This is a genomic window from Pseudoalteromonas sp. 2CM39R (assembly GCF_023161845.1).
The window spans coordinates 10,420-36,900 of the sequence record NZ_JALNTM010000002.1; the positions used below are offsets into that span (position 1 = coordinate 10,420).

The following is a 26,481-nucleotide window of genomic DNA, read 5'->3' on the forward strand; positions in this document are numbered from 1 at the left end:
GCTGTGCATATCCTTAACATATGCCCGCAGCCCATGCCCGTAAACATGGAATAAGCCTTGTTTGCGGGTATTTCTCTCTATCCCATCTAATTAAAATATCTTACACTGTGTCAATTAGTTAGTTTCAAGCAAGGACAGTGTAAAGTGCTGAATATAATTCAATCAAATCGCATGGAAGCACTGCAAGCGCGGTTTCACGCTCTTCTTAAAGTTAATCCATTAACGAGTCCCTTTAAAAAAGAAATTGTGCTTGTGCAGTCACCGGGTATGTCGCAGTGGCTAAAAATAGGTTTAAGTGAACACTTGGGGATTGCCGCTCAGGTTGATTTTCCGCTGCCTTCGAGTTTTATATGGCAGCTTTACCAACAATTGCTGCCTGATGTACCCAGTGAATCACCGTATAACAAAGCTAACCTTGCTTGGAAGCTGTTTGCGATTTTACCAAACTGCATTGATGAGCCGCTGTACTTACCACTTAAAACCTATTTAGATGGTGACAGTGAAGGGCAAAAAACCTTTGCCTTGTGCGAGAAAATCGCCGACGTTTATGACCAATATTTAATGTATCGCCCCAATTGGATTGCCACTTGGGAGCAGGGCATCGATGAACTTGATGATGTTGATGTGGGCATTGCGCCATGGCAGCCAGATCTCTGGCGTAAGCTGGTGGCGCACAGTAAAGAACTAGGGCAAAGCCAATATCACCGCGCCAATATGCAAGACAAACTTCTTGCAGCCCTTGAAAAAATGGACGCAAGCCTATTACCTGAGCGCATTAGCTTATTTGGTATTTCTGCAATTGCGAGTAGCCAGCTTGAAGTATTTCAGGCCATTGCGAAAAAAACGCAGGTGTTTTTGTTTTTCTTTAACCCGAGTGAGCATTATTGGGGCGACACACTCGATGAAAAAACAGCAGCCAAGATTGCTGCTAAATATGCTAAACGCCCGCAGTTGCAAGCGCTTGAAGACAGCGCTAAAAACCCTGATCACGAATACTTTTTTATTGGTAACCCGTTACTCTCGTCGTGGGGTAAATTAGGCCGAGACTATTTTGAGCAGTTACTACAATTAGACGCGCAGTGGCTTGACGGATTCGATAACGAGTTTGATCAAAGCTTGCTATCGCAAATTCAGTCTGAAATTTACCAATTAGCATTTAAGGGTGAATCACTAACGCCTGATAAAGAATGGTTTATTAATGACGAAGGCAAATTGCCAATTCAGGCAGACGATACCAGCATTGTGCTGAGCGATTGTCACACGCCTCTTCGTGAAGTAGAACGACTACATGATTACTTACTCAATTTATTCAATGAAAATAAAGCGCTAACACCGAAAGATATTATTGTAATGATGCCGGATGTTGGCACATACAGCCCGTATATTGAGGCGGTGTTTGGTGGTGCCGAAGGGCGACGCTTTATCCCTTATGCGTTAGCCGATTTAGCGATAGAGCAAGAAAAACCAGTACTTAGCTCGTTTGCTAGTTTAACCGATTTACCTTACTCACGCTTTGGTGTGTCTGACATTCTTGATTTGCTGCAAGTCACGCAAATTGCGGAGAAGTTTAACCTCGAAGCCCATGAATATGAGCAAATTGGTTTTTGGCTTGAACGCGTTGGCGTTAAATGGGGCTTAGATGCCGCCCACAAAGACAGTTTTGGCTTACCCGCAATAGATTTAAACACTTGGCAACATGGCCTAAACCGCTTGTTACTTGGCGTTGCACAACGTGATGAACAATTGCCGTTTTCGGGGATTTACAGTGCCGATGAAGTTGAGGGCATGGCATTAAATACCTTAAATAAACTCATTGAATTTATTGATGTACTGGCCCGTTATAAAGCCAAACTGCAAGCTGATGCACCACTTAACGAAAAAGCAGAAATTCTAAAAGAATTATTAAACGATGTGTACAGCGATGAAGGCGAACAAAGCTGGGATTTATTAGTGCTGCAAAAAGTGCTCGATACACTGATTAAGCATTATGACAATGGCGATTACCAACAAGCTGTTTCGCAGCGCATTGTTAGTTACCTTGTAAAACAAGGTATTCAAGAAAAAGGCGTAGGACAGCGCTTTTTAGTGGGGCAAGTTAACTTTTGTACGCTGATGCCAATGCGTGCGGTGCCATTTAAAGTGGTGTGCATGCTAGGTTTAAATGATGCGGATTATCCGCGTACAGTTCAGCCAATTGGTTTTGACTTAGTGCCTTTCTCAAAACGCCAAAAAGGCGACCGCTCTCGTAAGCTCGACGACCGTTACCTGTTTTTAGAAGCGATTTTAAGTGCCCGTGAGAATTTATACATCAGTTATATTGGCCGTTCTTGTTTTGATAACCAACAAAGAATGCCCTCAACTTTAGTGAGCGAGCTGCTGGAATACATAGCCCGTAGTTTTGAGTTTGCTGATCAAGACACTCACTTAAAGCTACCAGAGGCGCTGATTAATTATCAGCACTTACAGCCATTTAACTCGGCTTATTATCTAAAAGAGAAAACTGATGACGAGCAAAAAGAAAACAAACCGTTAGCCACACAATTACACAGCTATAACCCTGTGTGGATGCCAACTCAAGCTGTTAACCCTGAACCTCAGCAAGCGCTTAGTGTTCAGCCAGAAAGCAGTGTTGAGTTAACTCAGTTTATTCGCAGTATTTGCCAGCCGCACGAGAGCTTTTATCAGCAAAGTTTGGGTTTACGCTTACCGCAATTTAACGATATCGCTAAAGATGAAGAGCCATTTAGTTTAGACGCATTACGCCGCTACTTTTACCTCGATGAAATTCTCGAAGCGAGCATTCAAGAGCTACCGCTTAATAAAGCGCAAATTATGCAGCGCGGTGAATTACCACAAGCCCATGTTGGCGATCTTGTATTTGAAAGTATGCAGCACCGAGTTGATGCGCTTGCAGGGCAGGTAAAAGCGCATATTCAAGGTGATGAAGCATTACCCGTTGAAGTAAATATTAAAATAGCCAATACCACACTAGAAGGTTGGTTAAATCATATTTATGGTCAAAAACAGGTGTTTTATCGCACCGCCAGTATTAAAGCAAAAGATGTTATTCGCGGCTTTGTGCATCATTTAGCGGCGCAAATAATGGGCCAGCCGGTTGAAACCCTTATTCTTGGTTTAGACAAGCAAATTAGTTTTTCACCCTTGTCAGAAGACGATGCCCGCAGCTATTTAAACGATTGGTTTTCGTTTTATGAAACGCTTTTAACTCGCCCTGTGGCGTTTTTCCCGGTCAGTGGTTACGAGTACATAAAAACAGACAAAGATATGGTTAAAGCAAACAATAAGTTCGCACCGCAATACATAGGCATAGGTGAAGGTGAAAACCCGTATATTCGTTTAACCATAAAGAGCCTTAAAGACTGTGAAGAAGAGTTTATAAAATGGAGCGAGCTGCTGTTATCGCCAATTGTTGAATTAGCACAGGAGGCAGATCATGCAAACGCTTAATCCAATGAGTATGGCGCTGTGTGGGCAAAGCCTTATTGAAGCCAGTGCCGGTACAGGTAAAACCTACACCATCACAGGTTTGTATTTACGGTATTTGTTGGGCTTACAAAAAGCGACCGGTGAAGATGAACAATTAAATACGCCGCTGAGTGTTGAGCAAATACTGGTGGTGACCTTTACTGAGGCCGCAACTCAAGAAATTAAAGACCGTGTAAGGGCGCGTATAATCAATGCCAGAGATGCTCTGCTTGGTAAAAAGCCTGATGATGAGCTGATTGAGCAAATAATTAACGAGGTAACTGACAAACACGCCGCATTTGATTTGCTAGACGCTGCGGCAAAGTCGATGGATGAAGCCGCTATATTCACTATTCATGGCTTTTGTCAGCGAATGCTGAAACAACATGCCTTTGAATCCGGCGTGGCGTTTAACTTAGAGTTTATTTTAGATGAGCGTGAGCTTATTCAAGAAACCCTTAATGACTTCTGGCGTGCTTTTGTTTACCCACAATCAAAAGAGCGCACCCAAGCAATTACCGATATTTTCCCAGTACCTGCGTCACTGTATTCACAGGTGGTAAGTCTACTCAATAAACAAGGGGCAACGATTACCCCTGAGTATGACCTTGATGAAATATGGCAAGCGCGCGACAACTTTGTGGCAAAAGTACCAGCATTTAAAACTGCCTGCCGTAAGAGTGAATTTATCAATGCCGTAAAAGCGTCTGATTTAAGTGGCTCAAAAACCCCTGGTCGAAAAAACAGCCTTGCTGCGCTTGAAGAGTATATAAACAATGACGAGTTGTTTTTTGTATTTGGAACCAGTAAATACTCGTTTGAAGTGTGGAGCTCAGAGAATTTAAGCGACCCTGCAAATTATAAGAAAAACGGCAGTTTGCTGAGTCATGAAATGCTGGCTCGGTTTGATGAAATGGACACACTCAGTAGCCTCATTAATAACGGGTTGAATATTGCGATAGTGCAATACGCAGCTAAATGGGTGGCAAATGCATTAGTTAAACGCAAGCAAGAGCAAGGCGTTATTACTCCAGATGATTTACTGAGTAACTTGCATCAGGCACTTTTAAGTGAGCAAGGCCAAGCATTAAGTGAAAAAATTGCCGCCTTGTTTCCAGTTGCCATGATTGACGAATTCCAAGATACCGACCCAGTTCAATATGGTATTTTTAGCCGCATTTATGGCATTAAAAACACCACGCTTGCCATGATAGGTGATCCAAAACAGGCTATTTATGGTTTTCGTGGTGCAGATATTTTTACTTATATTGGCGCAAAACAAGCCGTTTCAGAGGATAAGCAATACACCCTAGATACCAACTACCGCTCAAGCGAAGGGGTTGTTGATAGCGTAAACCGCTTATTTGCTAAAAATGCTAATAGCTTTATTTATAACGATGCGATCCCATTTCAAAAGGTTAATGCCAAAGGAAAACAGCAAGACAAAGCGTTTTTAATAAACGGTGAAATGCCCAGTGCGTTTGAATTTTCGGTTTTTGTTGATGAGTACGCCGAAGCTAACAACAAGCCAACCAGCAAAGGGGTTGCTCAACAAGCATTGGCTTTGCAATATACGAAAAAAATCACTGAACTACTAAAGCAAGCTAATGCAGGCCATGCGACTATCGCAGGAAAGCCTCTCACCGCCGCTGATATCTGTGTGTTAGTGCGTGACCGAAACGAAGCACAGCTTATGAAAACAGCACTGGCAGAAGCCGCCATTGCCAGCGTGTATTTATCCCGTGATAGTGTTTTTAACCAAGAGCTTAGTCATCATTTACTTAACTTTTTAACGGCATTGCATGGTCAGTATGATGAGTCATTACTGCGTGGTGTACTAGCAGGGCCATTGTTTTGTTTAAGCTACAACCGTATTTATGAGCTTCATGAAAATGAAAGTGCATGGCAAGAACATCTAAACTTTTTTGCTCAGCTTGCCCACATTTGGCATAAACAAGGCGCAATGGCGATGCTCGAGCGTTTATTAAGCCATAATCAACTTGCAGCGCGCTGGCAAGGCTTAGGCTACAACGTTGAACGCTGGCTCACCGATTTCCGCCATTTAGGGGAAATATTACAGCAAAAGCAAATTGAGCTTGAGGGCACTCACAGATTGCTGCGTTGGTTTGCGCAAAAAGTCAGTCAACAAGATGGCGAAGCGGTGCAAGTTCGCCTAGAAAGCGATGCTAATTTGGTGAAAATTGTCACCATGCACGCCTCAAAAGGCTTAGAGTACCCGATTGTATTCATGCCGTTTGCCTGCGGTTATCGCGAAAGCAAAGAAGCCCTTTACCATAAAGACGGTAAGCTGATTTATGACCTTGCTAAAAGTGACGACGCAATGCAAAAAGCAGAGCAAGAGCGCTTAGCTGAAGATTTGCGCTTACTTTACGTAGCATTGACTCGTGCCGTGCATTTTTGTTCTGTGGGGATGTATAACATTGCCCAAGGTCGCAGTGCTCGCCCTGGTATTCAAAGTACTAGTATCGGCCACGTATTATTTGCAGGGTTAGAGATCAAATCGGGCGATGAATGGCGCGCGTTGTTACAACAATTTTGTGAAGGCTCTGCGCACATGCACTATGAGGCGTTTAGCCAAGCAGATGAGCTTGAGAAGTTAACATTTGCTGGTGAAGACAGTGAGCAAGTTTATCAAGTTAATACTGTTAAAGCAGACATTCAGCGTGATTGGCGCTCAACCAGCTTTAGTAGCTTAACGCTGAAAAAGCATACTGATCATATTGAGCTTGGTCGCAGTGATGAAGACCACGAAAAAGATGAGTTTTTAGCCCAAAATGCAAATGCTTTATCTCCTTACAGCTTCCCTAAAGGGGCAAAGCCGGGTAGTTGTTTACATGAAATTTTTGAGCAATTAGACTTTACTGACCCTTATGCGTTAAAGCGTCCAGCCACTGAGCAAGACGACCACGCCCTTGATAAAGTGATCAAAACGTTATTCGAAAAATACCACATTGACGATAGCTGGCAGGAAATGACCGAGCAGTGGATCCTTGCTGCACTGAATTGCCCATTAAACGATAAAGGGCTTAGTTTATCAGTACTTGAACCTGATACCTGTTTGGTCGAAATGGAATTTAACTTACCCCTGTTATCGCTCTCAAGCGATAAGCTTAACCAAGTTTTAGTTAAACATTTCAACTTACCCGGGCAGCTTGATTTTAGTGAGGTGCAAGGCTTACTAAAAGGCTTTATAGATTTAATATTTTGCTGGCAGGGTAAGTATTATATTCTTGATTATAAATCGAACTTTTTAGGCAATAGTGCGGCTGACTACCAACATGAGCAACTAGAGCAAGCCATGACCAGTCATCAGTATCATTTGCAGTATTTGATATATACCGTGGCATTGCACCGCTTATTAAAACAACGTATTCATGATTACGATAGCGACACGCATTTAGGTGGTGTTTACTACACCTTCTTACGTGGTATGAGCGAAGGGCAAGGGGTGTATTTCAATCAGCTAACAAAACAGCAAATAACTGAGCTTGATAGCTTATTCGCACAAGGAGCGATGCTATGAGTCAAATGACATTCGGCTTTGATGACCATGAGCCAAACGAGCCAATGAATAAGCAGACAGCACAACATGCCCAAAGCGATTCAGTGTTACCTGTCACAGAGATTAAAACGCAGCCTTTACTGAGTTATTTGCTTGAGGCAAAACGTATTCGCTTAGTTGATGTTAAACTTGCAGAGCTATTGACTGGTACAGAAACAGTAGCCGGTTCACAAACACTGATAGAGAGTAACGAAGCGGCGCACAGTGAAGTTTTTTACCTGATTTTATTACTTGCGGCTGCGCAGCAAAGTCAGCACAGTTGTTTAGAGCTGGTGAATATAAACTGGCAAAACCCGTTTGAAATTAAACAGCAAAGCCTAGCTGATGCCAGCATTGCAGCCCCTGATGTTTTAACCCCGTTTGATATGGAATTTGGCCTTGCTGAAGCCGTTGATAAACTAATGAATGCTGAGTGTGTCGGGGACGACAAACCACTGCTATTGTTTGCGAATAAACTTTACTTTGCCCGATTGGCAGAGTACGAAACCACACTGGCCTCGCGTTTACATCATTTAGCAACGAAAGAACTCATCCTTGATGAAGCCGCATTAACGTCATTACTTGAGGTGTATTTTCCTAGCAGTGAACATACAACCAACCCAAGCGATCCTATTAAAACATTAAACTGGCAAAAAGTAGCCTGTGCGATTGCCGCAACAAAAGGCTTTAGTGTGATCACTGGCGGCCCGGGTACAGGTAAAACCACCACTGTAACTAAGCTACTAGCCATATTACAATCTTTGTATGCCAGTGCGCCGCTAACAATTAAGCTGGTTGCACCGACAGGTAAAGCGGCAGCGCGTTTAACCGAGTCGATTTTAGGGGCAAAGCAAAAGCTTAGTATGATCCCCGATAATATCGCGCCACTTATTCCTGACAGCGCGCAAACGATTCACCGTTTACTGGGCGTTATTCCGCATACCAATAAGTTTCGCCATAACAAGCGTAATCCGCTGCATTTAGATGTACTGATCATTGATGAGGCATCGATGGTAGATTTATCGCTTATGGCAAAACTAATCGAGGCACTTCCAAGCCATGCAAGACTTATTTTACTGGGTGATAAAGACCAATTAGCCTCGGTTGATACGGGCAGTATTCTCAGCGATCTATGCCAAGGCTTAGAGCTTGGCAAAATGCCTGATTACAGCAGTGAAAGAGCAGCGCAGCTTAATCGCGTTTGTTTTAATGATCAGAGCGAAATACCCGCGGCGAGCAGTCATTTTGTACTTAACGATTGTATTGCGTTTTTACAGCAAAGTTATCGTTTTGATGGCAGTAGCGGCATTGGTCAATTAGCACAAGCTGTAAATACCAATAACAGTGGCTTACTAGGCTACGTTGAGCAAACGATTAATCAAGGTGGCTTTAAAGACCTTAAACTTAATTACAGCGTAATTAGTAAACCGATTGAGCAATTTGTGCAACAAGCGGCGTTGCAATATCACGATTATTTGCAGCTTATCCAGCAAGGGGCAAGTGTTGCCAGTGTGCATAAAGCATTTGCGCATTATCAGTTGTTAGCTGCAGTCAGAGAGGGAGATTATGGTGTAAATAGCCTTAATCAGCGTATTGAAAAAGCACTGGCTCAACAAGGTTTAATCTCGCCATATCAAAGGCATTACGTGGGTATGCCAATTATGATCAGCCAAAACGACTACCAGCTAAAACTGTTTAATGGCGACATCGGTATTTTAATGCACGATGAGCAAGGTCAGTTAAAAGCCATGTTTGTTGATGAACAAGAAAATATTCGTGCCTTTTCGCCCGCACGTTTACCTGCTCACGACAAAGTGTATGCCATGACAATTCATAAGTCGCAAGGCTCTGAATTTGCTTACACAGCGATGATTTTACCGCCAATAAAACAGGCTAATCAGGGCATTAACAGACAATTGGTTTACACGGGGATCACCCGCGCGAAAACCACATTTGAGCTGGTGGCCGATAAAAATGTATTGCTCATGGCAATGAATAAATCTGTTACACGTGCATCGGGTTTATACGATAGGTTAAAACATGAAGCTAGTTAAAGTAACGAGTGACCAACTCAACGAGTTAATGGGTTGGTTTAACTCAGAGGCTGAACTGCGTATTTGGTCTGGGCCATTTTTTAATTACCCATTTGATACACAAAGCTTTAGAAAAGATTTAAACCTAGATGCGCTGAATTCCTTCGCGTTGATTAATGACGAAGGCCAGATGTTAGGGTTTGGGCAATATTATTTACGTGAAGGTCGTTGCCATTTAGGGCGGCTAGTTATCGCGCCAAGTGAACGTGGTAAAGGTCTTGCAAAAGTGTTGATTAATTTACTAGGAGAGCAGGGCAAACAGCAATTGAACTGCGATAGTTTGTCGTTGTTTGTGTATAGCCACAATACCCTTGCTAAAACAGCCTATGAAAAACTGGGTTTTATACAAACTCAGTATCCAGCGGACATGCCACTCGATGGCTGTATTTATATGACTTGCTAAGAGCGTTTAAAGCTTCTTTTACGAAACAGGTTAGGTTGCCAGCCAAAGTGTATGGCGCCTAATCTTAAACATACCGTCACAGCAAATGCGCCAAGAATGCACCAAATATAACTCACCTCAAGGGTGAATAAAGCCGCGTAAGTTAACCCGCCAGATAAGCAAGCGGTTGAATAAAGTTCTTCGCCCATTACTAAAGGCACTTCTCGGCAGATCACATCACGCATCAGGCCACCAAAAATACCTGTGGTCATGCCCATAGTGATAGCCACAACCATATCAGCCCCTTCAATCAGTGCCTTTTCGATACCAATAATGTTGAAAATCGCCATCCCTACGGCATCAACTAACAACATGCTGTAGTTACTTAAATCGGGTAAGTGACGAATAGATAAAATAGAGGCGAATATGGCTATATAAGTTGCGTACAAATAATCTGGTTGTGCTATCCAAAATACTGGTTTGTTGAGCAATATGTCTCGAAGTGTGCCACCACCCAGAGCTGTGACTGTGGCAACAACCACCACACCAAAACCACCGACACTTTTTTCATGGCCCAGCAAGGTGCCAGAAATAGCAAAAAACGCTACACCGATAATGCTTAAAAAATGAAAGTATTCTGATGTCATGGGGCTTCCTTACCTGTTTATAGTAATCTAACCCTAGCAAAATGAACTTTATTGATGCTGAACAGCTAAAAAATAGGGCGGGTAGTTATGTCACCCGCCGGTAAGAAAATTTTTATTATTTTAGGTAATCAACCACTAATTGCGTCATTGCATTTACGCCAAGCTGTAAAGCTTTTTCGTCTGCAAAAAAGTGTGGTGAATGGTTACTAGGTGCTGTAACCGCATCTTGGCCTTTTGGTGTGACACCTAAGAAAAAGAACATGCCTGGTGTTTCTAAGGCGTAGTAACTAAAGTCTTCGGCACCAGTGATAAGTGGCGTTGTGATCAGGTTTTCTTTGCCAACCACACCAGCAAGAGTTGGTGTCATTTTCTTGGTTAATTCAACATCGTTCACTGTTACTGGGTAGCCATGATCAATGTGAACATGCGCTTCTGCGCCACCTGATTCAGCTACCATCTCAGCGGTTTTAGCTAGACGTTTTTTAATATCAGCACGCATTTCTTGGTCAAAGGTACGAATTGTGCCAACCATTTCAACTTGATCAGGGATGATGTTGTTACGCACACCGCCATTAATGGCACCAAATGAAACCACAGAAGGCGCTTTGGTTACATCAACTTGGCGTGAGGCAATGGTTTGTGTTGCCATGATAATTTGTGATGACGCCACTATTGGGTCAACCCCATTCCAAGGGCGTGAGCCGTGAGTTTGGCGACCTTTTACTGTAATTGTAAATTTGTCGGCGCTGGCCATTAGCGGCCCTTCACGAAAACCGATTTGTCCGGTATTAAGTGAGCTGGTTACGTGTAAACCAAATACGGCTTCTGGCTTTTCTTTAAATAAGCCTTCTTTAAGCATCAGCTCAGCACCACCTTCTTCGCCATCAGGAGCACCTTCTTCAGCAGGTTGAAAGACAAACAGAATATCACCTGCTAGTTGGTCTTTAATTTTTACTAAAGACTCAGCTGCCGCCATTAAAATAGCCACATGGTTATCATGACCACAGGCATGCATTACGCCAACGGTATTGCCTTTGTACTCTGTTGTTTGAGTTGACGCGAAAGGTAAGTCTACTTGCTCTTTAACAGGTAGTGCATCCATATCTGCACGTAGCGCAATAAGCGGGCCTTTTTTGCCCCCTTTAAGTTTGGCAACCACACCGGTATGAGCCACACCTGTTTGAACCTCAAGGCCTAACGAACGTAAATGCTTAGCCACGTATTTGGCTGTTTCAAACTCACGGTTACTAAGCTCTGGGTATTGGTGTAAATGACGGCGCCATTTAATAACTTTTTCGCTGACACTTTTATTGGCAGATTTAAGTTCAGTATTAACATCACTAGCAAATGCAGGTGTAGAAATAGCACTGAGAAGTAGGCTGGTCGAAAGTAGTTTGTTTAACATCCCGTATCCTTTTATTATTTGTATGCACACTACAACAATGTAAAGGATAAACACTTGAATGAACAAGACCTTTCGGTAATTAACCAAGACAAATGGTTTAAAAATCGCACACAATTATTTAGGGACAAGCTAGTAAAAAATGCTAAATTAATCACCTTAAATGCGGGTGATGCATTGTTTTTGCGTGGTGATGAAAATACCGGTCTGTATTGTGTTATTAATGGCGTGCTTAGAGTTTCTGGGGTTAATAGCCAAGGCAAAGAAGCCGTGCTCAGTTTTGTAACCAGTGCTATGTGGTTTGGTGAAGTTGCTCTGTTTGATGGTGGTAAGCGGACCCACGATGTGTATGCTCAAACTGCGGTACGACTTTTACACGTACCTGAGCGGGCATTAACTCAGTTATTACAAGAGCATCCTGCATATTGGCATGATTTTGGGCTTCTGCTTACCAATAAAGTGCGAAACCTGTTTGACTCATTAGAAGATCACGCACTCCTTACAGCAAAGCAAAAGGTAAGTAAGCGGTTGTGCATGCTTTATCAATCGTCACTCCAAAGTTGTTTGCCGCTTACCCAGCAACAACTTGCCGATATGACCTATTTAACACGCCAAACCATTAACCAAATATTACAATCCCTGCAAGCTGATTCAATTATTAATCTTAAATATCAAACGATTGAAATTATTGATATCGATAAATTGCAATCTCAATGCTAGCTTGGAACCAAAATTGCTACAAGGTTGTAATCAAGCTTAAATGGAAGACAACTTGTGGCAATTACATTTCATAATCAATATAGCCCTTATCACGCTTCGGCTACAGCTAAGCTGCCGCAAACGGCTCGCACTGAGGGTGTGAAAGCCATGCATGCGCCAGCATCTTCAGCACAACAACTTTTACAAAAGCAGTCTGAGCCCAGCTCTTTTTTAGCACAAGCTCAAGAAGCTTTGGTTTATCAGCGGCTCGGGGTTGATAAAGAGAAAATTGATGAAATAAAAGCGCAAATAGAGAAGCTTGCTGAACAAATGCAACAACAAGGTGCCGATACTAAAGCACTGCAAGAAAAAATGAATGAGCTGCAAGCGATGCTCGATGAAGAGTATCAAAAAGGTCGCGAACGCATGGATATGCGACCAGAAGCTGAAAAAGGCAAAGTTATTGATGCGTTGGTTTAATGTGTGAGATTAAGCTAGCAACTTTAAATGTCGGCTAGTTGACATTCTTGTTGGTGAATTTTCTGCTAATCTGAATTTTGAACACAGTTTTGGCAGGAAAAACAATGAAAACATTAAAACGACAACTGACAAATTACGCCCTCTATCACCGTTCTAAACGCAATATTTACACTCACTTTATTGGCATTCCATTAATTGTGTTTGCAATTATTTGTTTATTGCAACGCGTCACGCTTATCTCTGAACCTGCCGTTATCTCCTTGGCAACCGTGGTGATTGCACTCACCTGCCTTTATTACTTAATGCTTAGCTTATCAATGGGGTTAATTATGGCTGTATGCTTAAGTTTGTTAAGCATTGCTGCTGAGCCTGTGGTGTCGCTTTCAACAGAGTTATGGCTAGCTGTGAGCGTTGGCAGTTTCGTTGTTGGTTGGGTGTTTCAGTTTATTGGTCACTATTTTGAAGGTAAAAAGCCAGCTTTTGTTGATGATTTAATTGGTTTGGTAATAGGGCCTTTATTTGTATTAGCAGAGTTCTTGATTATGCTTGGTTTTTATAAAGATATTGCTGATCATATCGAACAACATGCAGGGCCTAACAAAGCATAACAACAATAATAAGGAACACACATGCAATTAAATGGTAAAACAGTTTGGGTTACTGGGGCATCTTCTGGAATTGGTGAGGCACTTTGTGAGCAATTGGCGGCAAAAGGGGCAACGCTAGTACTGTCTGCCCGTAATGAGGAAAAACTCAACGCTCTTAATACAAGACTCGGCGGTAATCATCATGTGGTCGCTCTTGATTTGGCAAAGCCCGAAGCCTTGCTTGAAGATATGCCTGCAGTGATTGAGCGAATTGGCCGCATTGATGTGCTTATCAATAACGGTGGGGTGTCGCAGCGTAGTCTATTTTTAGAAAACGAATTTACGGTTTATCGCCAACTGATGGAAGTAAATTACTTTGGTTTGATTGCTTTAACTAAGGCGGTCGTACCACAGATGGTGAAGCAAGGTATGGGCATGGTGGTATCAATTAGCAGTGTAGCTGGTAAAGTCGGTTCAAAGTTCAGAACTGGGTATTCGGGTTCTAAGTATGCGGTTGTCGGCTTTATGGATTGCTTAAGAGCTGAACTAGCCGACAAAAATGTGAATTGCCTGACTATTTGCCCGGGTTCAATTAAAACAGCCATTGCGCATAATTCGTTAGATGGCCAAGGTAAACCGCAAAATAAGCCAGAGGAATCAATCGAAAACGGTATGGATGTGGCAAAAGCGGCTGCAAAAATGATTAAAGCCATTGAAGCCGAGAAAGATGAAGTTGTTATTGGTGAAGGTATAAGTGGTTTAGCACCGACTATCAAGCGTTTTTTCCCGGGCTTTTTTAATCGCCTCACAGCAAAAATGAACTACAGATAATTTATAGTCATTTGTTAGCGAATGATTCTCAGTAAACAATGCGCAACTTGGGTTGCGCATTTTTTGTACCAAATGGTCGGATTATTATCACTTTAATCGATAAAAGGCACTAGTTTGCTATGGTTAAACGGGGATGGATTAGCATACAATGGGGTAAAAGTAGTCCAAACAAGAGAGAACAACAATGGCCGCATTTGGTACTGTATTTATGCCACAAATGATCCAAGCACGTTTTGCTGATAACTCATGGAGTGAAAGCGCGCTGGTCCCATCTGATAAAATCGAATTACATGCGGGTGCTCACGTATTACATTACTCAAGCACCTGTTTTGAAGGATTAAAAGCATTTCGTCACGAAGATGGCTCGGTCTATATCTTTCGTATGGATGCTAACATTGCTCGTATGAAACAAAGCTCTAAGTTACTAAACTTACCTGACTTTGACGAAAGCATGCTTGAGCAAATGATCAAAGACATTGTAAAAGAGTACGCAGACGAAACACCAACACCGCCGGGTTCAATGTATATTCGCCCAACTCACATTGGTACAGAAGCGGCAATTGGTAAAGCGGCTGCACCGTCAATGAGTTCCTTGCTTTATGTATTACTTTCGCCAGTAGGTGATTATTTCTCAGGTGGTGCTACAGCATTACGTGTATTACTTGAAGAAGACGGCATGCGCTGTGCACCACACATGGGTATGGTTAAAAGTGGTGGTAACTATGCAAGTGCATTAGGTCCAATCTTAGAAGCTCGCTCAGAGCATCAAGCAGACCAAATTTTATTCTGCCCTGGTGGTGATGTACAAGAAACTGGTGCTGCAAACTTCATTCTAATTGATGGTGATGAAATCATCACAAAAGCACTTGATAGCACATTCTTACACGGTGTGACGCGTAATAGTATTTTAACGATTGCTAAAGATTTAGGTATGACAGTATCTGAGCGTAACTTTACTGTGTCTGAGTTACTAGAAAGAGCCGCTAAACCAGGTACTGAAGCTGCGTTATCAGGTACCGCTGCGGTACTTACCTCGGTTGGCACACTTATTCATAACGACCAAGAGTTTAAAGTGGGGTCGGGTGAACCAGGTGAGAAAGTTGCTAAATTACGCCAAGCATTGAATGATATTCAATGGGGTAAATCAGCAGATACTCATGGCTGGTTAACAAAAGTATAATCGTTGAGCAAATACATGCTTTGAAGAGCCACGTTACTACGTGGCTTTTTTGTTTTTACATTGGTTTACAGCACTTCCTGTGTTTAACCGCAAATTACTAGACATTCTAATGCTTTAATTTTACTTTCATTTTATTAACAATAACTAAAAGTAAATTTATTATGATCAAGAAAACACTAGCATGTGCAATTGTTGTTGCATTGGCGGGCTGCGGTGAATCTACCCCAACAAAAACAGAACAAACAGTAAAAACTGCAGAGGTTAAAGCTGCTGTGAATTATCCAGATACTAAAAAAGGCAATGTTGTTGATGAATATTTCGGTGAGAAAGTAGCCGATCCGTATCGTTGGTTAGAAGACGATATGAGCGACGAAACAGCCCAGTGGGTTAAAGCCGAAAATGACGTTACCTTTTCTTATCTAAAAAATATTCCGTATCGCGATAAACTAAAAACTACGCTTGAAAAGTTGATGAACTATGAAAAAGTCACAGCGCCATTTAAAGAGGGTGAGTACACCTACTTTTATAAAAACGATGGTCTGCAAAATCAGTATGTAGTTTATCGTAAAAAAGGTGACTCAGAAGCTGAGGTGTTCTTAGATCCAAATACTTTTAGCAGCGACGGCACAACCTCAATGTCGGGCTTAACATTCACAGAGGACGGCACGCTAGCGGCCTATCAAATCTCTGAAGGCGGCAGTGACTGGCGTAAAATTATCATTATTGATACAGCGACTAAACAACCAATTGAAGAAGCATTAGTCGATGTAAAATTCAGCGGTATCTCTTGGCTTGGCAACGAAGGATTCTATTATTCGAGCTACGATAAGCCAAAGGGTAGTGAGCTATCTGCAAAAACAGATCAACATAAAGTTTACTACCATAAGTTAGGCACGGCACAAGCAGATGACCAATTAGTTTATGGTGGCACAGAGGCTCAGAAACATCGTTATATTGGTGCTGATGTAACCCGTGATAATCGTTATTTAATAATTGCTGCAAGTACTTCAACTTCAGGTAATAAACTGTTTATCAAAGATTTAACTAAGCCTGACAGCGAACTAGTGACTATTTTAGATAACACTGACTCAGATACCTCAATTATTGATAATGACGGCTCGAAACTGTATTTAGTGACTAACTTAAATGCGCCAAATAAACGTGTAGTGACTGTTGATGCTGCTGATCCAAGCCCTGAAAATTGGCAAGATTTAATCCCAGAAACTGACAATGTGCTTAGCCTTTCAAAAGGTGGTGACTACTTCTTTGCTAAGTATATGGTTGATGCGATTTCACAAGTAAAACAATACGATAAATCAGGTAAATTGGTGCGTGACATCAGCCTGCCAGGTGTGGGTACTGCATATGGCTTTAGCGGTAAGCACGATGCACAAACGCTGTATTACTCATTTACTAATTACACTACACCAGGCAATACCTATTCGTTTGATGTTGAATCAGGTAAGTCTGATGTGTACCGCAAGTCGGGTGCTAAATTTAATAGCGAAGAATACATCTCTGAACAAGTGTTCTATACATCAAAAGATGGCACCAAAGTTCCGATGATTATTTCGTACAAAAAGGGCACCGAACTTAACGGTAAAAATCCGACTATTTTATATGGTTATGGTGGCTTTAACGTGAGCCTAACACCAAGCTACAGCCCTACAATTGCGGCATGGCTTGAGCACGGTGGTATCTATGCTGTTGCTAATATTCGTGGTGGTGGCGAATACGGTAAAGAATGGCATGTAAATGGTACACAGCTTAAGAAACAAAATGTATTTGATGACTTTATTGCTGCGGCTGAGTACTTAAACGAAAAACAATACAGCTCACCTGATTACCTAGCGGTTCGTGGTGGCTCAAATGGTGGCTTATTAGTTGGTGCGGTTATGACACAGCGCCCTGAGCTATTTAAAGTTGCGCTTCCTGCTGTAGGTGTTTTAGATATGCTGCGTTACCACACCTTTACAGCGGGTGCTGGTTGGGCGTATGACTACGGTACGAGTGAACAAAGTAAAGAAATGTTCGAGTACTTAAAAGGCTATTCACCAGTTCACAATGTAAAAGAGGGTGTTAGCTACCCTGCAACCTTAGTAACAACAGGGGATCATGATGACCGTGTTGTGCCTGCGCATTCATTTAAGTTTGCAGCAGAGCTACAAGAAAAAGGTGCGAAACAAAACCCGTATCTTATTCGCATTGAAACAAATGCAGGCCATGGTGCAGGAACACCAACAAGTAAGATCATTGATCAATACGCTGATATTTATGGCTTTACCCTATATAACATGGGTGTTAAATCGCTATAAGATATTTATTAACTAAAATGAAAACGCCGAGCTAAGCTCGGCGTTTTTGTATCGAATAATCGAGATGTTTATAAATCGATACCCAGCGCGAAAATCATTTTGTAATCTTCTTTTTCTGGTACTACACCGTTTTCATCGGCAATCGGGTCAGCTAAATAGTCCCATACTAATGACATATCAAAATCAATATCATCAGTGATCTCAAACTCAAACGCAGCCATCGCATATTGAGAGTCACCACCTGCATCACTGTTTGCAGTTAGGTAGCGATAATTAAAGGTAAAATCAATTTTCTTGGTGACCTCTAGCTCGTAATTAGTGCCGACAAAATATGACCAAGATGAATTTGATTTTTCTTCACCCGTAGCGACAGTATCAAACTCAGTTTTTTGATAAGCAGGGCCTGTTGAAAAATCCCATTCTGTTTTATCGGTATCCATTACATAGTAACCAACACCGGCACCCACAGTGTACTTGTTAGCGATATTTTGAAACGGATCACGGTAGTACTCAAAGAAGATAGGGCGGTAATACATTTTTTGGGTCTGGAACCAGTCGAAGGTACCGTTAGCGCGAATGTTGTTTTTAGTGACTTGCTCATCGCTGGTGGTGCGATAACCTAAAAACTCTGCGAGGAAACGGCTAGACGCCGTACGGCGCTTGATATCTGCACGAGCCGAATATTCGGTTTGCTCGGTATTACCTTTTGATATATCGGCACCTAGTGATATTTTCACTGTCCATGCACTGAGTTCGCTTTCAACTGAAGGAGCAATAGAGACTAAATCGCGATAACGGTATTTAGCTTCTTGTTCGCCAACTTTTACATAACCACCAGAGATATTTAATGTGCCGCTTAGCTCATTACCATCATTAAAGCGCACAGTATGGTGACGATCTGAGATGATCATGTAGACATCTTCGCGATCAATAATTAGTGTGTCGAGCACATCACTGTCGAACTCAATCTCTTTATCATACATGGAGACTAGCTCGCCTTTGAGCCATTCGCCCGAATTCAGCCGTACCCAATCGAAATGAGTGGCATCTTTTATGATTATGCCGCGTTCTTCAAGAAGCGGATCAGGAAGTGATTCTGCACTATAGCAAGCAAATGAGCTTGCAACAGCAGCACTAATAAGCAGGTATTTTTTGAGCATTATTTCAATCCATGTTAAATAAAATGCATTCAAGGGGTGAGGTTGTTATTACTATAACCTGTTTAATTTTAGAACAATTTTAACTGCTGTTCAAAAAATTACTTAAGCAGATGGCAAAAACAAGCGCTGATAGGTTTTATAAGCATATTCATCACTCATCCCTGATAAGTAGTCACATATTATGCGCATTGCATTATCACCTTGCTGGTGCGCATTTAGCCACATTTCTTGGGTTGTTTCAGGTAATAAGCGCATAGGGTCGCTGGCAAAAGCACTAAATAACTCAATCAGCAGGTTTTGCCCTTTAAATTCTACTTGCTGCATCTTTGGCTCGCGAATTAAACGTTTAAAAACAAAATGTTTTAGCACGTTAAGAATTTCAGCAAATTCATCCGGTAGGCTTACTGTGTACTGCAGTATTTCAGATTCGAAATCTGCGTTTTGTACAACTAACTGAGCGTTAATAATAAAGGTGTTAACCAACTCACCAATAGCGTCTTTACGCTCATACTCGTGATGAGAAAAGAGTCTGGCGGTTATCGTGCTTAAATGGGTAGTTAGCCACGCTGAGTCAAGCTCTTGTAATCGTACAAGGGCATGATTTTGCCAATCAGCCAGCGTTAAAACTTCGGTGGCTATGGCATCTTCTAAATCATGTACGGCATAAGCAATATCGTCAGCTAATTCCATAATTGCTGAGTCTATCGATTTGTAATGGGTTTTAGCTCTAAACTCATCAACCTTATAATGACTACTCAGCAGCGCTTTATCATTATTAGAGAGTGGCTCAATGATCCAATCGAAAACATCTTTATCGTCTTTATATAAGCCTTTGGCTGGTCGCCAATGGTCAGCTTTAATAAAACTACGTTGCTCAGTCAAAGGTGGAATGCTGTGCCACAAATCATCAATAAAGGCTGGGTATTTAATAAAACCTAATAAGGTGCGTCTGGTTAAGTTCATGCCATAGCCATTTGAATAGGGCTCAAGCTTAGACACAATTCTTAATGTTTGGGCGTTACCTTCAAAGCCACCATGCTCGCGCATCATGTAATTTAATGCTATTTCACCACCATGACCAAAAGGAGGGTGGCCAATATCATGAGCAAGACATAGGGTCTCGAGTAGGCTACCGCTCGGAAAATTCGTAAATTCAGGGTGCTGCTTTTTTAGATGACGTAATAAACCACTGCCAATTTGAGCAACTTCTAAAGAATGGGTCAGACGGGTTCTATAAAAATCATTTAAGCCAATACCCATAATTTGGGTTTTAGCCTGCAACCGCCTAAAGGCTGCGGCGTGTATGATTCGAGAGCGGTCAACTTGCCAAGCTGAGCGGTTATCGTTTGGACGATATTTTTGTTGATCAATAATGCGAGCTTGCCAAGATTGGCACATAAAAAAAACCTACCTTTTTCTCGTTTGCTTGCTTTTCAGTATACGCAAGCGCTTGAAAATTGCGAGTAAATTGGCGCTAAATCACGCTATTTTGGTAAAGGTTTAGGTAATTTTCTTAGGGCAAATTCGCCAAAAATAGACGGTTTTGGTATACTTCGCCTTTGTGTGTGCGTGACGTTACCGCACATGAGTAGTAGTTTATATGAGAGAATACATGCTTAATTACGTTTTTCGAGCTTTACTTGCTGCTTTTTTTGCATGGGCGTTGTTATCGCCATTTGTAGATAAAGAAGTAGTAGAAAGTGGGTCTGAACAATCGCAGACAACGCCAAAAGGGACCCAGCGCGTAATCAAAAAAGAAAAGCCATTACATAATGTGAAACTGCCAGATTTTGCAGCTTTTACTGATGTGAAAGAAAAGAAACATGCATTTTTTGATTTTATTCGCCCTCATGTTGAGGCCGAAAATAAAAAGATTCTACAGCAACGTGCGACTTTAGAAATCGCGCGCATGATGCTGGAGTACAATGAGCCACTAAGTAGCAAACAGCAATCAGATATTAAAAAAATACTGAATAGCTACAAGTTGCCTACCACCATAGATACTTTATCGCTTACCCAGGCACTTCGTCGTGTAGATATCATTCCTAAAGAGCTTGCGCTTATGCAAGCAGCTAATGAGTCAGCATGGGGTACGTCACGTTTTGCACGTATTGGCTTAAACTTTTTCGGCCAGTGGTGTTATAAAAAAGGCTGTGGCATGGTTCCTCGTCGCCGTGCCAACGAAGCTGCTCACGAAGTGGCTGCATTTCAATCGGTACGTGCTGCTGTAAACTCTTATTTTAAAAATATTAATACCCATGCGGCGTATAAAGATTTAAGATCAATTCGTGCTGATTTACGTCGCCAGCAAAAGCCAATTGATGCAACTAAGCTAACACAAGGTTTGCTGTCTTATTCTGAACGACGTGAAGCGTACATTGAAGAATTAAATAAAATGATAAATCAAAACAGAGCTTACTTTGATGAATAAACTCCTTCCATGGTTAAAAGCAGCAACCATCGCGGTTGCGCTAGGTGCAGTTGCTTCAAAGGCCGCTGCAACAGAATTTGTTGTTGCCTATGATGGCTTTTACGATCGTTTGAAAGTTGTTAATAAAGGCGAGTTTCAATACGCACAAGTTAACTTTTATTTGTCTGATATTGCAAGCAACGAAGTATGCACAATTAAATCAGGTAAAATAATTACAGAAAAACAAGAGTTTGACCTAACTTATACAGATAAGGCTCAACTACTTTTACCATTCGATAAGCAGCTTGATACAGATAAAGCCGTAATAGTTGTTCAACCAGAAAATCCAAAACATGAATGCCAATTAAAGTTACAAATTGAAGCAACGGATCTGGCTGATTTTGAACTCAGTAAAGCGAACTTATATACGTTAAATGAAGAATTTGACGAGCTTTTATCTGATTTGTCAGGCTTTTTTGTTAGCAAATTAATGTGGTTTTTACTGCCTGAACAACAAGGTGTTGTACTTAAATTTAATGGCCAAGATGCTATTTCGGCAAATGACGTTAGCTGTAAAGAGCAGCGTTGTTCAATAAAAGTAACAGACGACTGGCAAGACGATAAAACAGTTCTTAGCAGTCATGCTGAGCTCATCAGTGCCACACCGTGGATTGTTAAATAGCGTCCATATATTGGCAAAAGCGATTAAACATCTACAAAAGGGACCTTATTAGGTCCTTTTTTCGTTGTGAAGCAGATAGTTCTTATGTCTCTTTTTTTAAAGAGTTGCCTCGGTATTTTGGTTTAGCATCAAAATTTGAAATTCATCGTAAGCAGAGCAGTTACTTTTACTGTTTATTTTATCTTCATTATTTCCCTTAATTCATATCTTTTCTAACTATTTGTATTGCTGTGCATTTAAGAATTAGCGTGTTTTTAGATCTGCAAACAGTATGAAGATATGAGTTTTTACTGGTTGTTTCTTGCTATAGATAAAAGGTTTAATTTTATTTTAGTATCCTTATTTTTAATTAATTATTAAGTGCTAACCTTCTATTTTTAAATGATTTTTCAAGAATTAAAAATATAGATTTAGATCAAATTACTTAGCAATAACTGGCTTAAAGTAAAACTATAAAGATCTCAATATAGGTAGTTATAGTTTAAAAGGAGTCGTTATGCAGACATTCAATGTCGAACCTGTATCAGTTAAACAACAGAAATTAGCCGAAGCTAATGCTAAGCAGGATGTGGTTTTTGATCTAAATGTTAAAAACCCAAGCTTAAAGTGGAATGCTGACGGTAAATACCCATATAAACGCAAAATGGACGTAGTTGAATACGAGCGCCATAAACACGAACTGCAAATCGAGCTTTTAAAAATGCAAGGCTGGGCAAAAGATACCAACCAGCAAATTGTGATTTTATTTGAAGGTCGTGATGCGGCGGGTAAAGGTGGCACTATTAAGCGCTTTATGGAGCATTTAAACCCTCGTGGGGCGCACGTAGTGGCTTTAGAAAAACCCTCTGCAAGAGAGCGTGATCAATGGTACTTTCAGCGTTACATTAACCACCTACCTACCAAGGGTGAAATTATACTATTTGACCGTTCTTGGTATAACCGAGCCGGTGTTGAGAAGGTAATGGGGTTTTGTGATGATCACGAATATTTAGAGTTTATGCGTCAAACACCCCAACTTGAACGTATGTTGGTGAATAGCGGTATTAAGCTATTTAAATATTGGTTTTCGGTCAGTAGAGAAGAGCAATTTAGACGCTTTAAATCGCGCCAAAATGATCCGCTCAAACAATGGAAGCTAAGCCCAGTTGATATGGCATCACTGGCTAAATGGCATGATTATAGTGATGCCAAAGATGCCATGATGTTTCATACCCATACTAAGGATGCACCTTGGACACAAATTCGCTCTGACGATAAAAAGCGCGGGCGTATAAATTGTATGCGTCATTTTTTAAGTTGTTTGGATTACCCAGAAAAAGATCACGAAATTGTGAATCGTCTCGACCCGCTTATTGTCACCGAGCCTACCCGCATGTCTGCACGTCAGTAAAGGAGAATACTATGCAAAATTCACAGTCAGTATTTGAGAAACGTCTTGCTAAGCTCGAAAAAATTCTCGAAAAGAGTAAAAAAGAAGTGGCCAAAACCACTGAAATTGCAAAAGATGCAGCACTTAAAGCACAAGCAGCTGTAGAGTGTGCTAGTGAAGCAGAGAACCTAGCAGAAAATGCTAAACAGCGCTTGAAAGCAGCAAAAAAGCAATTAAAAGAGGCTAAAGTGTTAAAAATAGCGCAGAAAAATGCGTCGAAAAAGTCGGCAATAAAACGTGCTAAACGAATGGCAAAGAATAAAAAAGCTAAAACTAAAAGCGCTTAACGTTAACAAAGGGCACAGGGCTAATGTGCCCTTTGTTTTAAGTTTATAGCTAATCATTTCAACTGGCTCAAAAAGTCCGTATAATCCACGCCGAACTTTTTACTATGAAACATGGCTTACAAAAGCCTGTATGAGCAGAGCAAATGAATCAAACTGATACTAGAAAAGAAACTCTTGAATTTAATAAACTTCAAAAGCGTCTAAGAAGGCATGTTGGTAACGCAATTACTGATTATAACATGATCGAAGACGGTGATGTTGTTATGGCATGTATCAGTGGTGGTAAAGATTCTTTTGCAATGCTAGATATTTTGCTTAATTTACAAAAAGCAGCGCCGATTAAATTTGAAGTGATTGCAGTAAACCTTGATCAGAAGCAGCCTGGATTTCCTGAGCACATTTTGCCTGATTACTTTGAAACGCTAAATATTCCGTATTACATCGTTGATAAAGATACTTACTCAGTAGTAAAAGAAAAAGTACCAGAGGGCAAAACAACCTGTGGTCTGTGTTCACGACTTCGTCGCGGCACACTTTATTCATTTGCAGAAAAAATTGGTGCAACCAAACTAGCACTTGGTCATCACATGGATGATATCGTTGAGACAATGTTCTTAAATATGTTCCATGGTTCACGACTAAAAGCGATGCCACCAAAATTGCGCTCTGATGATGAACGTAACGTGGTAATCCGTCCGTTGTCATATTGCCGTGAAAAAGATTTAATTAAATACGCTGAGCACAAAGACTTTCCAATTATTCCTTGTAATTTATGTGGCTCACAAGAAAACTTGCAGCGTCAATCAATCAAAGCCATGTTGACTGAGTGGGATAAGAAAACTCCAGGTCGTGTTGAGAGTATCTTTAAGTCTTTACAAAATGTTAGCCCAAGCCAGCTTGCAGACAGAAACTTATTTGATTTTGAAAATTTACCACTTGATAGAGAAGGCAATCGTGAAAGCTATGACTTTAGCGAGGCGGTGGTCTCATCAACAAACATTGATGAATCATTATTTATTGATGTAACAAATATATAAAAAGAAAAAAGCCCCAAACTGGGGCTTTTTTAATGCATATTTAAAAGGTTATTTAGCAAGTGGGCTTACATAGCCGTCTGGTTTTAGTGCTAAAACATCGCAGTCAAGGCTATCAATAACATGCTCTGCTGTGTTACCGACAAGCGCAGCACTTAAGCCAGTACGTCCAACTGTACCTATCACTACTAATTCGCTGTTGAGGCGTGAAGCCACATCAGGAATAACATCTTCTGGTAAGCCTTCTTCAATGTGGCAATGAGCTTTATCAATATCAAACCCTTCAGCTAATGAAAGCGTTGATTCAAAGTGATGTTTTTTAACTGATTCGTTGTAAACACCTGGGTTAAACTCAGGAATTTCAATAGCGATATTAACTGGAGTTGCTGGGTAGGCATTCACAAGGTTAAGCGTTGCGTTGGCTAAATCACAAATGAAACGAGCGTCATTGATAATACGCTTGTTAAGTTCAAGGTGTTGTTCATTCTCACTCACTGCGTTCACAGCAGCTAAAATGTTGCCTTTTGCCGGCCACTCTTTCTCTTTAACAAGCAAAACTGGAGCAGGGCACTTACGAATGAGGTGCCAGTCAGTTGGTGTGAAAATAACAGACTTAAGTGTATCGTGTTGATGGGTGCCTTTGACAACAAGGTCAAAACCATCGTTGATCACGGTATTGATAATGGCTTCGTAAGGGCGGTTATGCCAAACAACACAGCTATCAATGGTAAGCTCTGGGTAAAGGGCAATTTGTTCATTTAACCATTCTTGGCGGTCTTTTATTACGGCTTCGCGCATTGCTTCACGCTCATCAGCAGAAAGCATTGTGGTCATTTCATAAGAGAAGTCGTAGATACTGAGGAAAGCGGTGATGGTCGCGCCAGATTTTTTGGCTAGATCAATTGAGCGGCTTAAACTATGTTGCTGCTCTTTGGTTGGGTCTATAACTGCTAAAATTCGTTTAATTGCGTCCATGTGCTGCTCCTTAACTGTTCCGCAAAAAGTAGTACTTTGAGTGTAACCTAAATTTAGAACAGTTAAAGGGGCAAACAATATAAAGTTGCGTTAAATCAAACTCTATTTACATTTAATCGCTGCTGTTGCTGCAAGCGCTTGCTGGTCCAAAATGGTGATAAATTTACCTTCAACCTTAATAAAACCAGCTTTTTGGAAGCGGCTTAAAAGGCGGCTAATTGTTTCAACAGTAAGGCCTAAATAATTACCGATTTCACCACGTGTCATGGTTAAACGGAATTCTTTACGTGAGAAACCACGTTCACCAAAGCGCTCTGCAAGATTATAAATAAAACTTGCTAAACGCTCTTCAGCTGACTTTTTATTGAGTAACAATAACATTTCTTGGTCATAGTTAATTTCATTACTCATTAAACGCATAATTTGTTGGCGTAGCTTAGGTAGTTTACCCGCTAATTCGTCTAGAGTATCGAATGGAATTTCACATACCATTGAAGTTTCAAGGGCTTGTGAGAAGCTTTGATGAGCCATTTTGTTAATAGCATCGAAACCAACCAAATCACCAGCTAGATGAAAACCAGTAATTTGTTCATCACCTTGTTCTGACAAAGTATAAGACTTAAACGAGCCAGAGCGTACCGCATAAATGGCATTTAAGCTTTCGCCAGACTCAAATAAATAATCACCTTTATGCAGTGGTTTCTTACGTTCGATGATTTCATCTAGACGATCCATTTCTTGACCGTTTAATGAAAATGGCAAACATAGCTGGCTGATACTGCAATTATTACAGCTAATTGTGCATAAGCCTTTTGACTTGTTTTGTGAGAAGTCCATACA

The 26,481-nt window shown here is 41.1% G+C and carries 20 protein-coding genes and 1 pseudogene; 15 read left to right on the forward strand and 6 right to left on the reverse strand.

Annotated features, from left to right (window positions below; translation table 11 throughout):
- The first annotated feature begins 144 nt into the window (after positions 1-144).
- From recC to MTF66_RS04120, 4 genes are read left to right on the forward strand one after another with little or no spacing between them, the layout of a single operon-like run.
- Positions 145-3,468 carry an exodeoxyribonuclease V subunit gamma gene (gene recC, locus MTF66_RS04105; RefSeq protein WP_248526501.1) on the forward strand — a complete coding sequence of 1,108 codons (3,324 nt, stop codon included), beginning with the start codon at positions 145-147 and terminating at the stop codon, positions 3,466-3,468.
- A complete protein-coding gene (gene recB / locus MTF66_RS04110) occupies positions 3,455-7,030 on the forward strand; it encodes an exodeoxyribonuclease V subunit beta (RefSeq protein ID WP_248526502.1) in 3,576 nt (1,191 codons plus the stop codon). The genes recC and recB overlap by 14 nt, the downstream gene beginning before the upstream one ends.
- A gap of 5 nt (positions 7,031-7,035) precedes the next feature.
- Positions 7,036-9,102: an exodeoxyribonuclease V subunit alpha gene (gene recD, locus MTF66_RS04115; RefSeq protein ID WP_248526916.1), complete on the forward strand. Its 2,067-nt coding sequence runs from the start codon at positions 7,036-7,038 to the stop codon at positions 9,100-9,102.
- Entirely contained in the window at positions 9,089-9,544 is a 456-nt protein-coding gene (locus tag MTF66_RS04120) for a GNAT family N-acetyltransferase (protein WP_248526503.1), read from the forward strand. Before recD ends, MTF66_RS04120 begins: the two co-directional genes overlap by 14 nt.
- Here the strand turns inward: MTF66_RS04120 and MTF66_RS04125 are convergent.
- Both MTF66_RS04125 and MTF66_RS04130 read right to left on the reverse strand, forming a co-directional pair.
- A complete protein-coding gene (locus MTF66_RS04125; protein ID WP_248526504.1) occupies positions 9,541-10,170 on the reverse strand; it encodes a trimeric intracellular cation channel family protein in 630 nt (209 codons plus the stop codon). The genes MTF66_RS04120 and MTF66_RS04125 overlap by 4 nt on opposite strands.
- A 115-nt stretch (positions 10,171-10,285) precedes the next feature.
- Positions 10,286-11,575 carry an amidohydrolase gene (locus MTF66_RS04130; RefSeq protein ID WP_248526505.1) on the reverse strand — a complete coding sequence of 430 codons (1,290 nt, stop codon included), beginning with the start codon at positions 11,573-11,575 and terminating at the stop codon, positions 10,286-10,288.
- 54 nt (positions 11,576-11,629) lie between these two features.
- Here MTF66_RS04130 and MTF66_RS04135 point away from each other — a divergent pair, with 54 nt between their 5' ends.
- The 6 genes and pseudogenes from MTF66_RS04135 (at position 11,630) to MTF66_RS04160 (ending at position 17,664) form a co-directional block, all read left to right on the forward strand.
- Positions 11,630-12,292, forward strand: coding sequence for a Crp/Fnr family transcriptional regulator (locus tag MTF66_RS04135; RefSeq protein ID WP_130166474.1), 663 nt, complete (start codon positions 11,630-11,632; stop codon positions 12,290-12,292).
- A 54-nt stretch (positions 12,293-12,346) separates the two neighbouring features.
- Complete coding sequence (locus MTF66_RS04140; protein ID WP_248526506.1) at positions 12,347-12,751, forward strand: hypothetical protein; 405 nt, start codon at positions 12,347-12,349, stop codon at positions 12,749-12,751.
- A 104-nt stretch (positions 12,752-12,855) separates the two neighbouring features.
- A complete protein-coding gene (locus MTF66_RS04145; protein WP_248526507.1) occupies positions 12,856-13,359 on the forward strand; it encodes a DUF962 domain-containing protein in 504 nt (167 codons plus the stop codon).
- A gap of 21 nt (positions 13,360-13,380) precedes the next feature.
- Positions 13,381-14,169: an SDR family oxidoreductase gene (locus MTF66_RS04150; RefSeq protein ID WP_054561314.1), complete on the forward strand. Its 789-nt coding sequence runs from the start codon at positions 13,381-13,383 to the stop codon at positions 14,167-14,169.
- A 178-nt stretch (positions 14,170-14,347) separates the two neighbouring features.
- Positions 14,348-15,349: pseudogene (locus tag MTF66_RS04155) on the forward strand (branched-chain amino acid aminotransferase); the annotation flags it as partial.
- A gap of 161 nt (positions 15,350-15,510) precedes the next feature.
- Positions 15,511-17,664, forward strand: a complete 2,154-nt coding sequence (locus MTF66_RS04160; RefSeq protein WP_248526508.1) for a prolyl oligopeptidase family protein — start codon at positions 15,511-15,513, stop codon at positions 17,662-17,664.
- 68 nt (positions 17,665-17,732) lie between these two features.
- Here the strand turns inward: MTF66_RS04160 and MTF66_RS04165 are convergent, their stop codons facing one another.
- Together MTF66_RS04165 and MTF66_RS04170 are read right to left on the reverse strand one after the other, a co-directional pair.
- Positions 17,733-18,824: a DUF481 domain-containing protein gene (locus MTF66_RS04165; protein ID WP_248526509.1), complete on the reverse strand. Its 1,092-nt coding sequence runs from the start codon at positions 18,822-18,824 to the stop codon at positions 17,733-17,735.
- Between the two features lie 102 nt (positions 18,825-18,926).
- Positions 18,927-20,222, reverse strand: a complete 1,296-nt coding sequence (locus MTF66_RS04170; protein ID WP_248526510.1) for an anti-phage deoxyguanosine triphosphatase — start codon at positions 20,220-20,222, stop codon at positions 18,927-18,929.
- A 214-nt stretch (positions 20,223-20,436) separates the two neighbouring features.
- On the opposite strand from MTF66_RS04170, the gene MTF66_RS04175 reads away from it, so the two are divergent.
- The 5 genes from MTF66_RS04175 to ttcA all read left to right on the forward strand — a co-directional run bounded on the left by MTF66_RS04175 (position 20,437) and on the right by ttcA (position 24,669).
- Positions 20,437-21,255, forward strand: a complete 819-nt coding sequence (locus tag MTF66_RS04175) for a glucosaminidase domain-containing protein (protein ID WP_058584850.1) — start codon at positions 20,437-20,439, stop codon at positions 21,253-21,255.
- Positions 21,248-21,916 (forward strand): DUF2987 domain-containing protein, encoded by a 669-nt coding sequence (locus tag MTF66_RS04180; RefSeq protein ID WP_248526511.1) that lies wholly within the window; start codon positions 21,248-21,250, stop codon positions 21,914-21,916. The genes MTF66_RS04175 and MTF66_RS04180 overlap by 8 nt, the downstream gene beginning before the upstream one ends.
- Positions 21,917-22,412: 496 nt before the next feature.
- Positions 22,413-23,306, forward strand: coding sequence for a polyphosphate kinase 2 (gene ppk2 / locus MTF66_RS04185; protein WP_248526512.1), 894 nt, complete (start codon positions 22,413-22,415; stop codon positions 23,304-23,306).
- 11 nt (positions 23,307-23,317) lie between these two features.
- Positions 23,318-23,632 (forward strand): hypothetical protein, encoded by a 315-nt coding sequence (locus MTF66_RS04190; protein ID WP_248526513.1) that lies wholly within the window; start codon positions 23,318-23,320, stop codon positions 23,630-23,632.
- Between the two features lie 143 nt (positions 23,633-23,775).
- A complete protein-coding gene (ttcA, locus tag MTF66_RS04195; RefSeq protein WP_054561325.1) occupies positions 23,776-24,669 on the forward strand; it encodes a tRNA 2-thiocytidine(32) synthetase TtcA in 894 nt (297 codons plus the stop codon).
- 48 nt (positions 24,670-24,717) lie between these two features.
- Here ttcA and uspE read toward each other — a convergent pair whose 3' ends face one another.
- The gene (gene uspE, locus MTF66_RS04200) at positions 24,718-25,641 is read right to left on the reverse strand and encodes a universal stress protein UspE (RefSeq protein ID WP_054561326.1); all 924 of its coding nucleotides are present in this window, start codon (positions 25,639-25,641) and stop codon (positions 24,718-24,720) included.
- 102 nt (positions 25,642-25,743) lie between these two features.
- Positions 25,744-26,478: an FNR family transcription factor gene (locus tag MTF66_RS04205; RefSeq protein WP_054553050.1), complete on the reverse strand. Its 735-nt coding sequence runs from the start codon at positions 26,476-26,478 to the stop codon at positions 25,744-25,746.
- Positions 26,479-26,481: the final 3 nt, after the last annotated feature.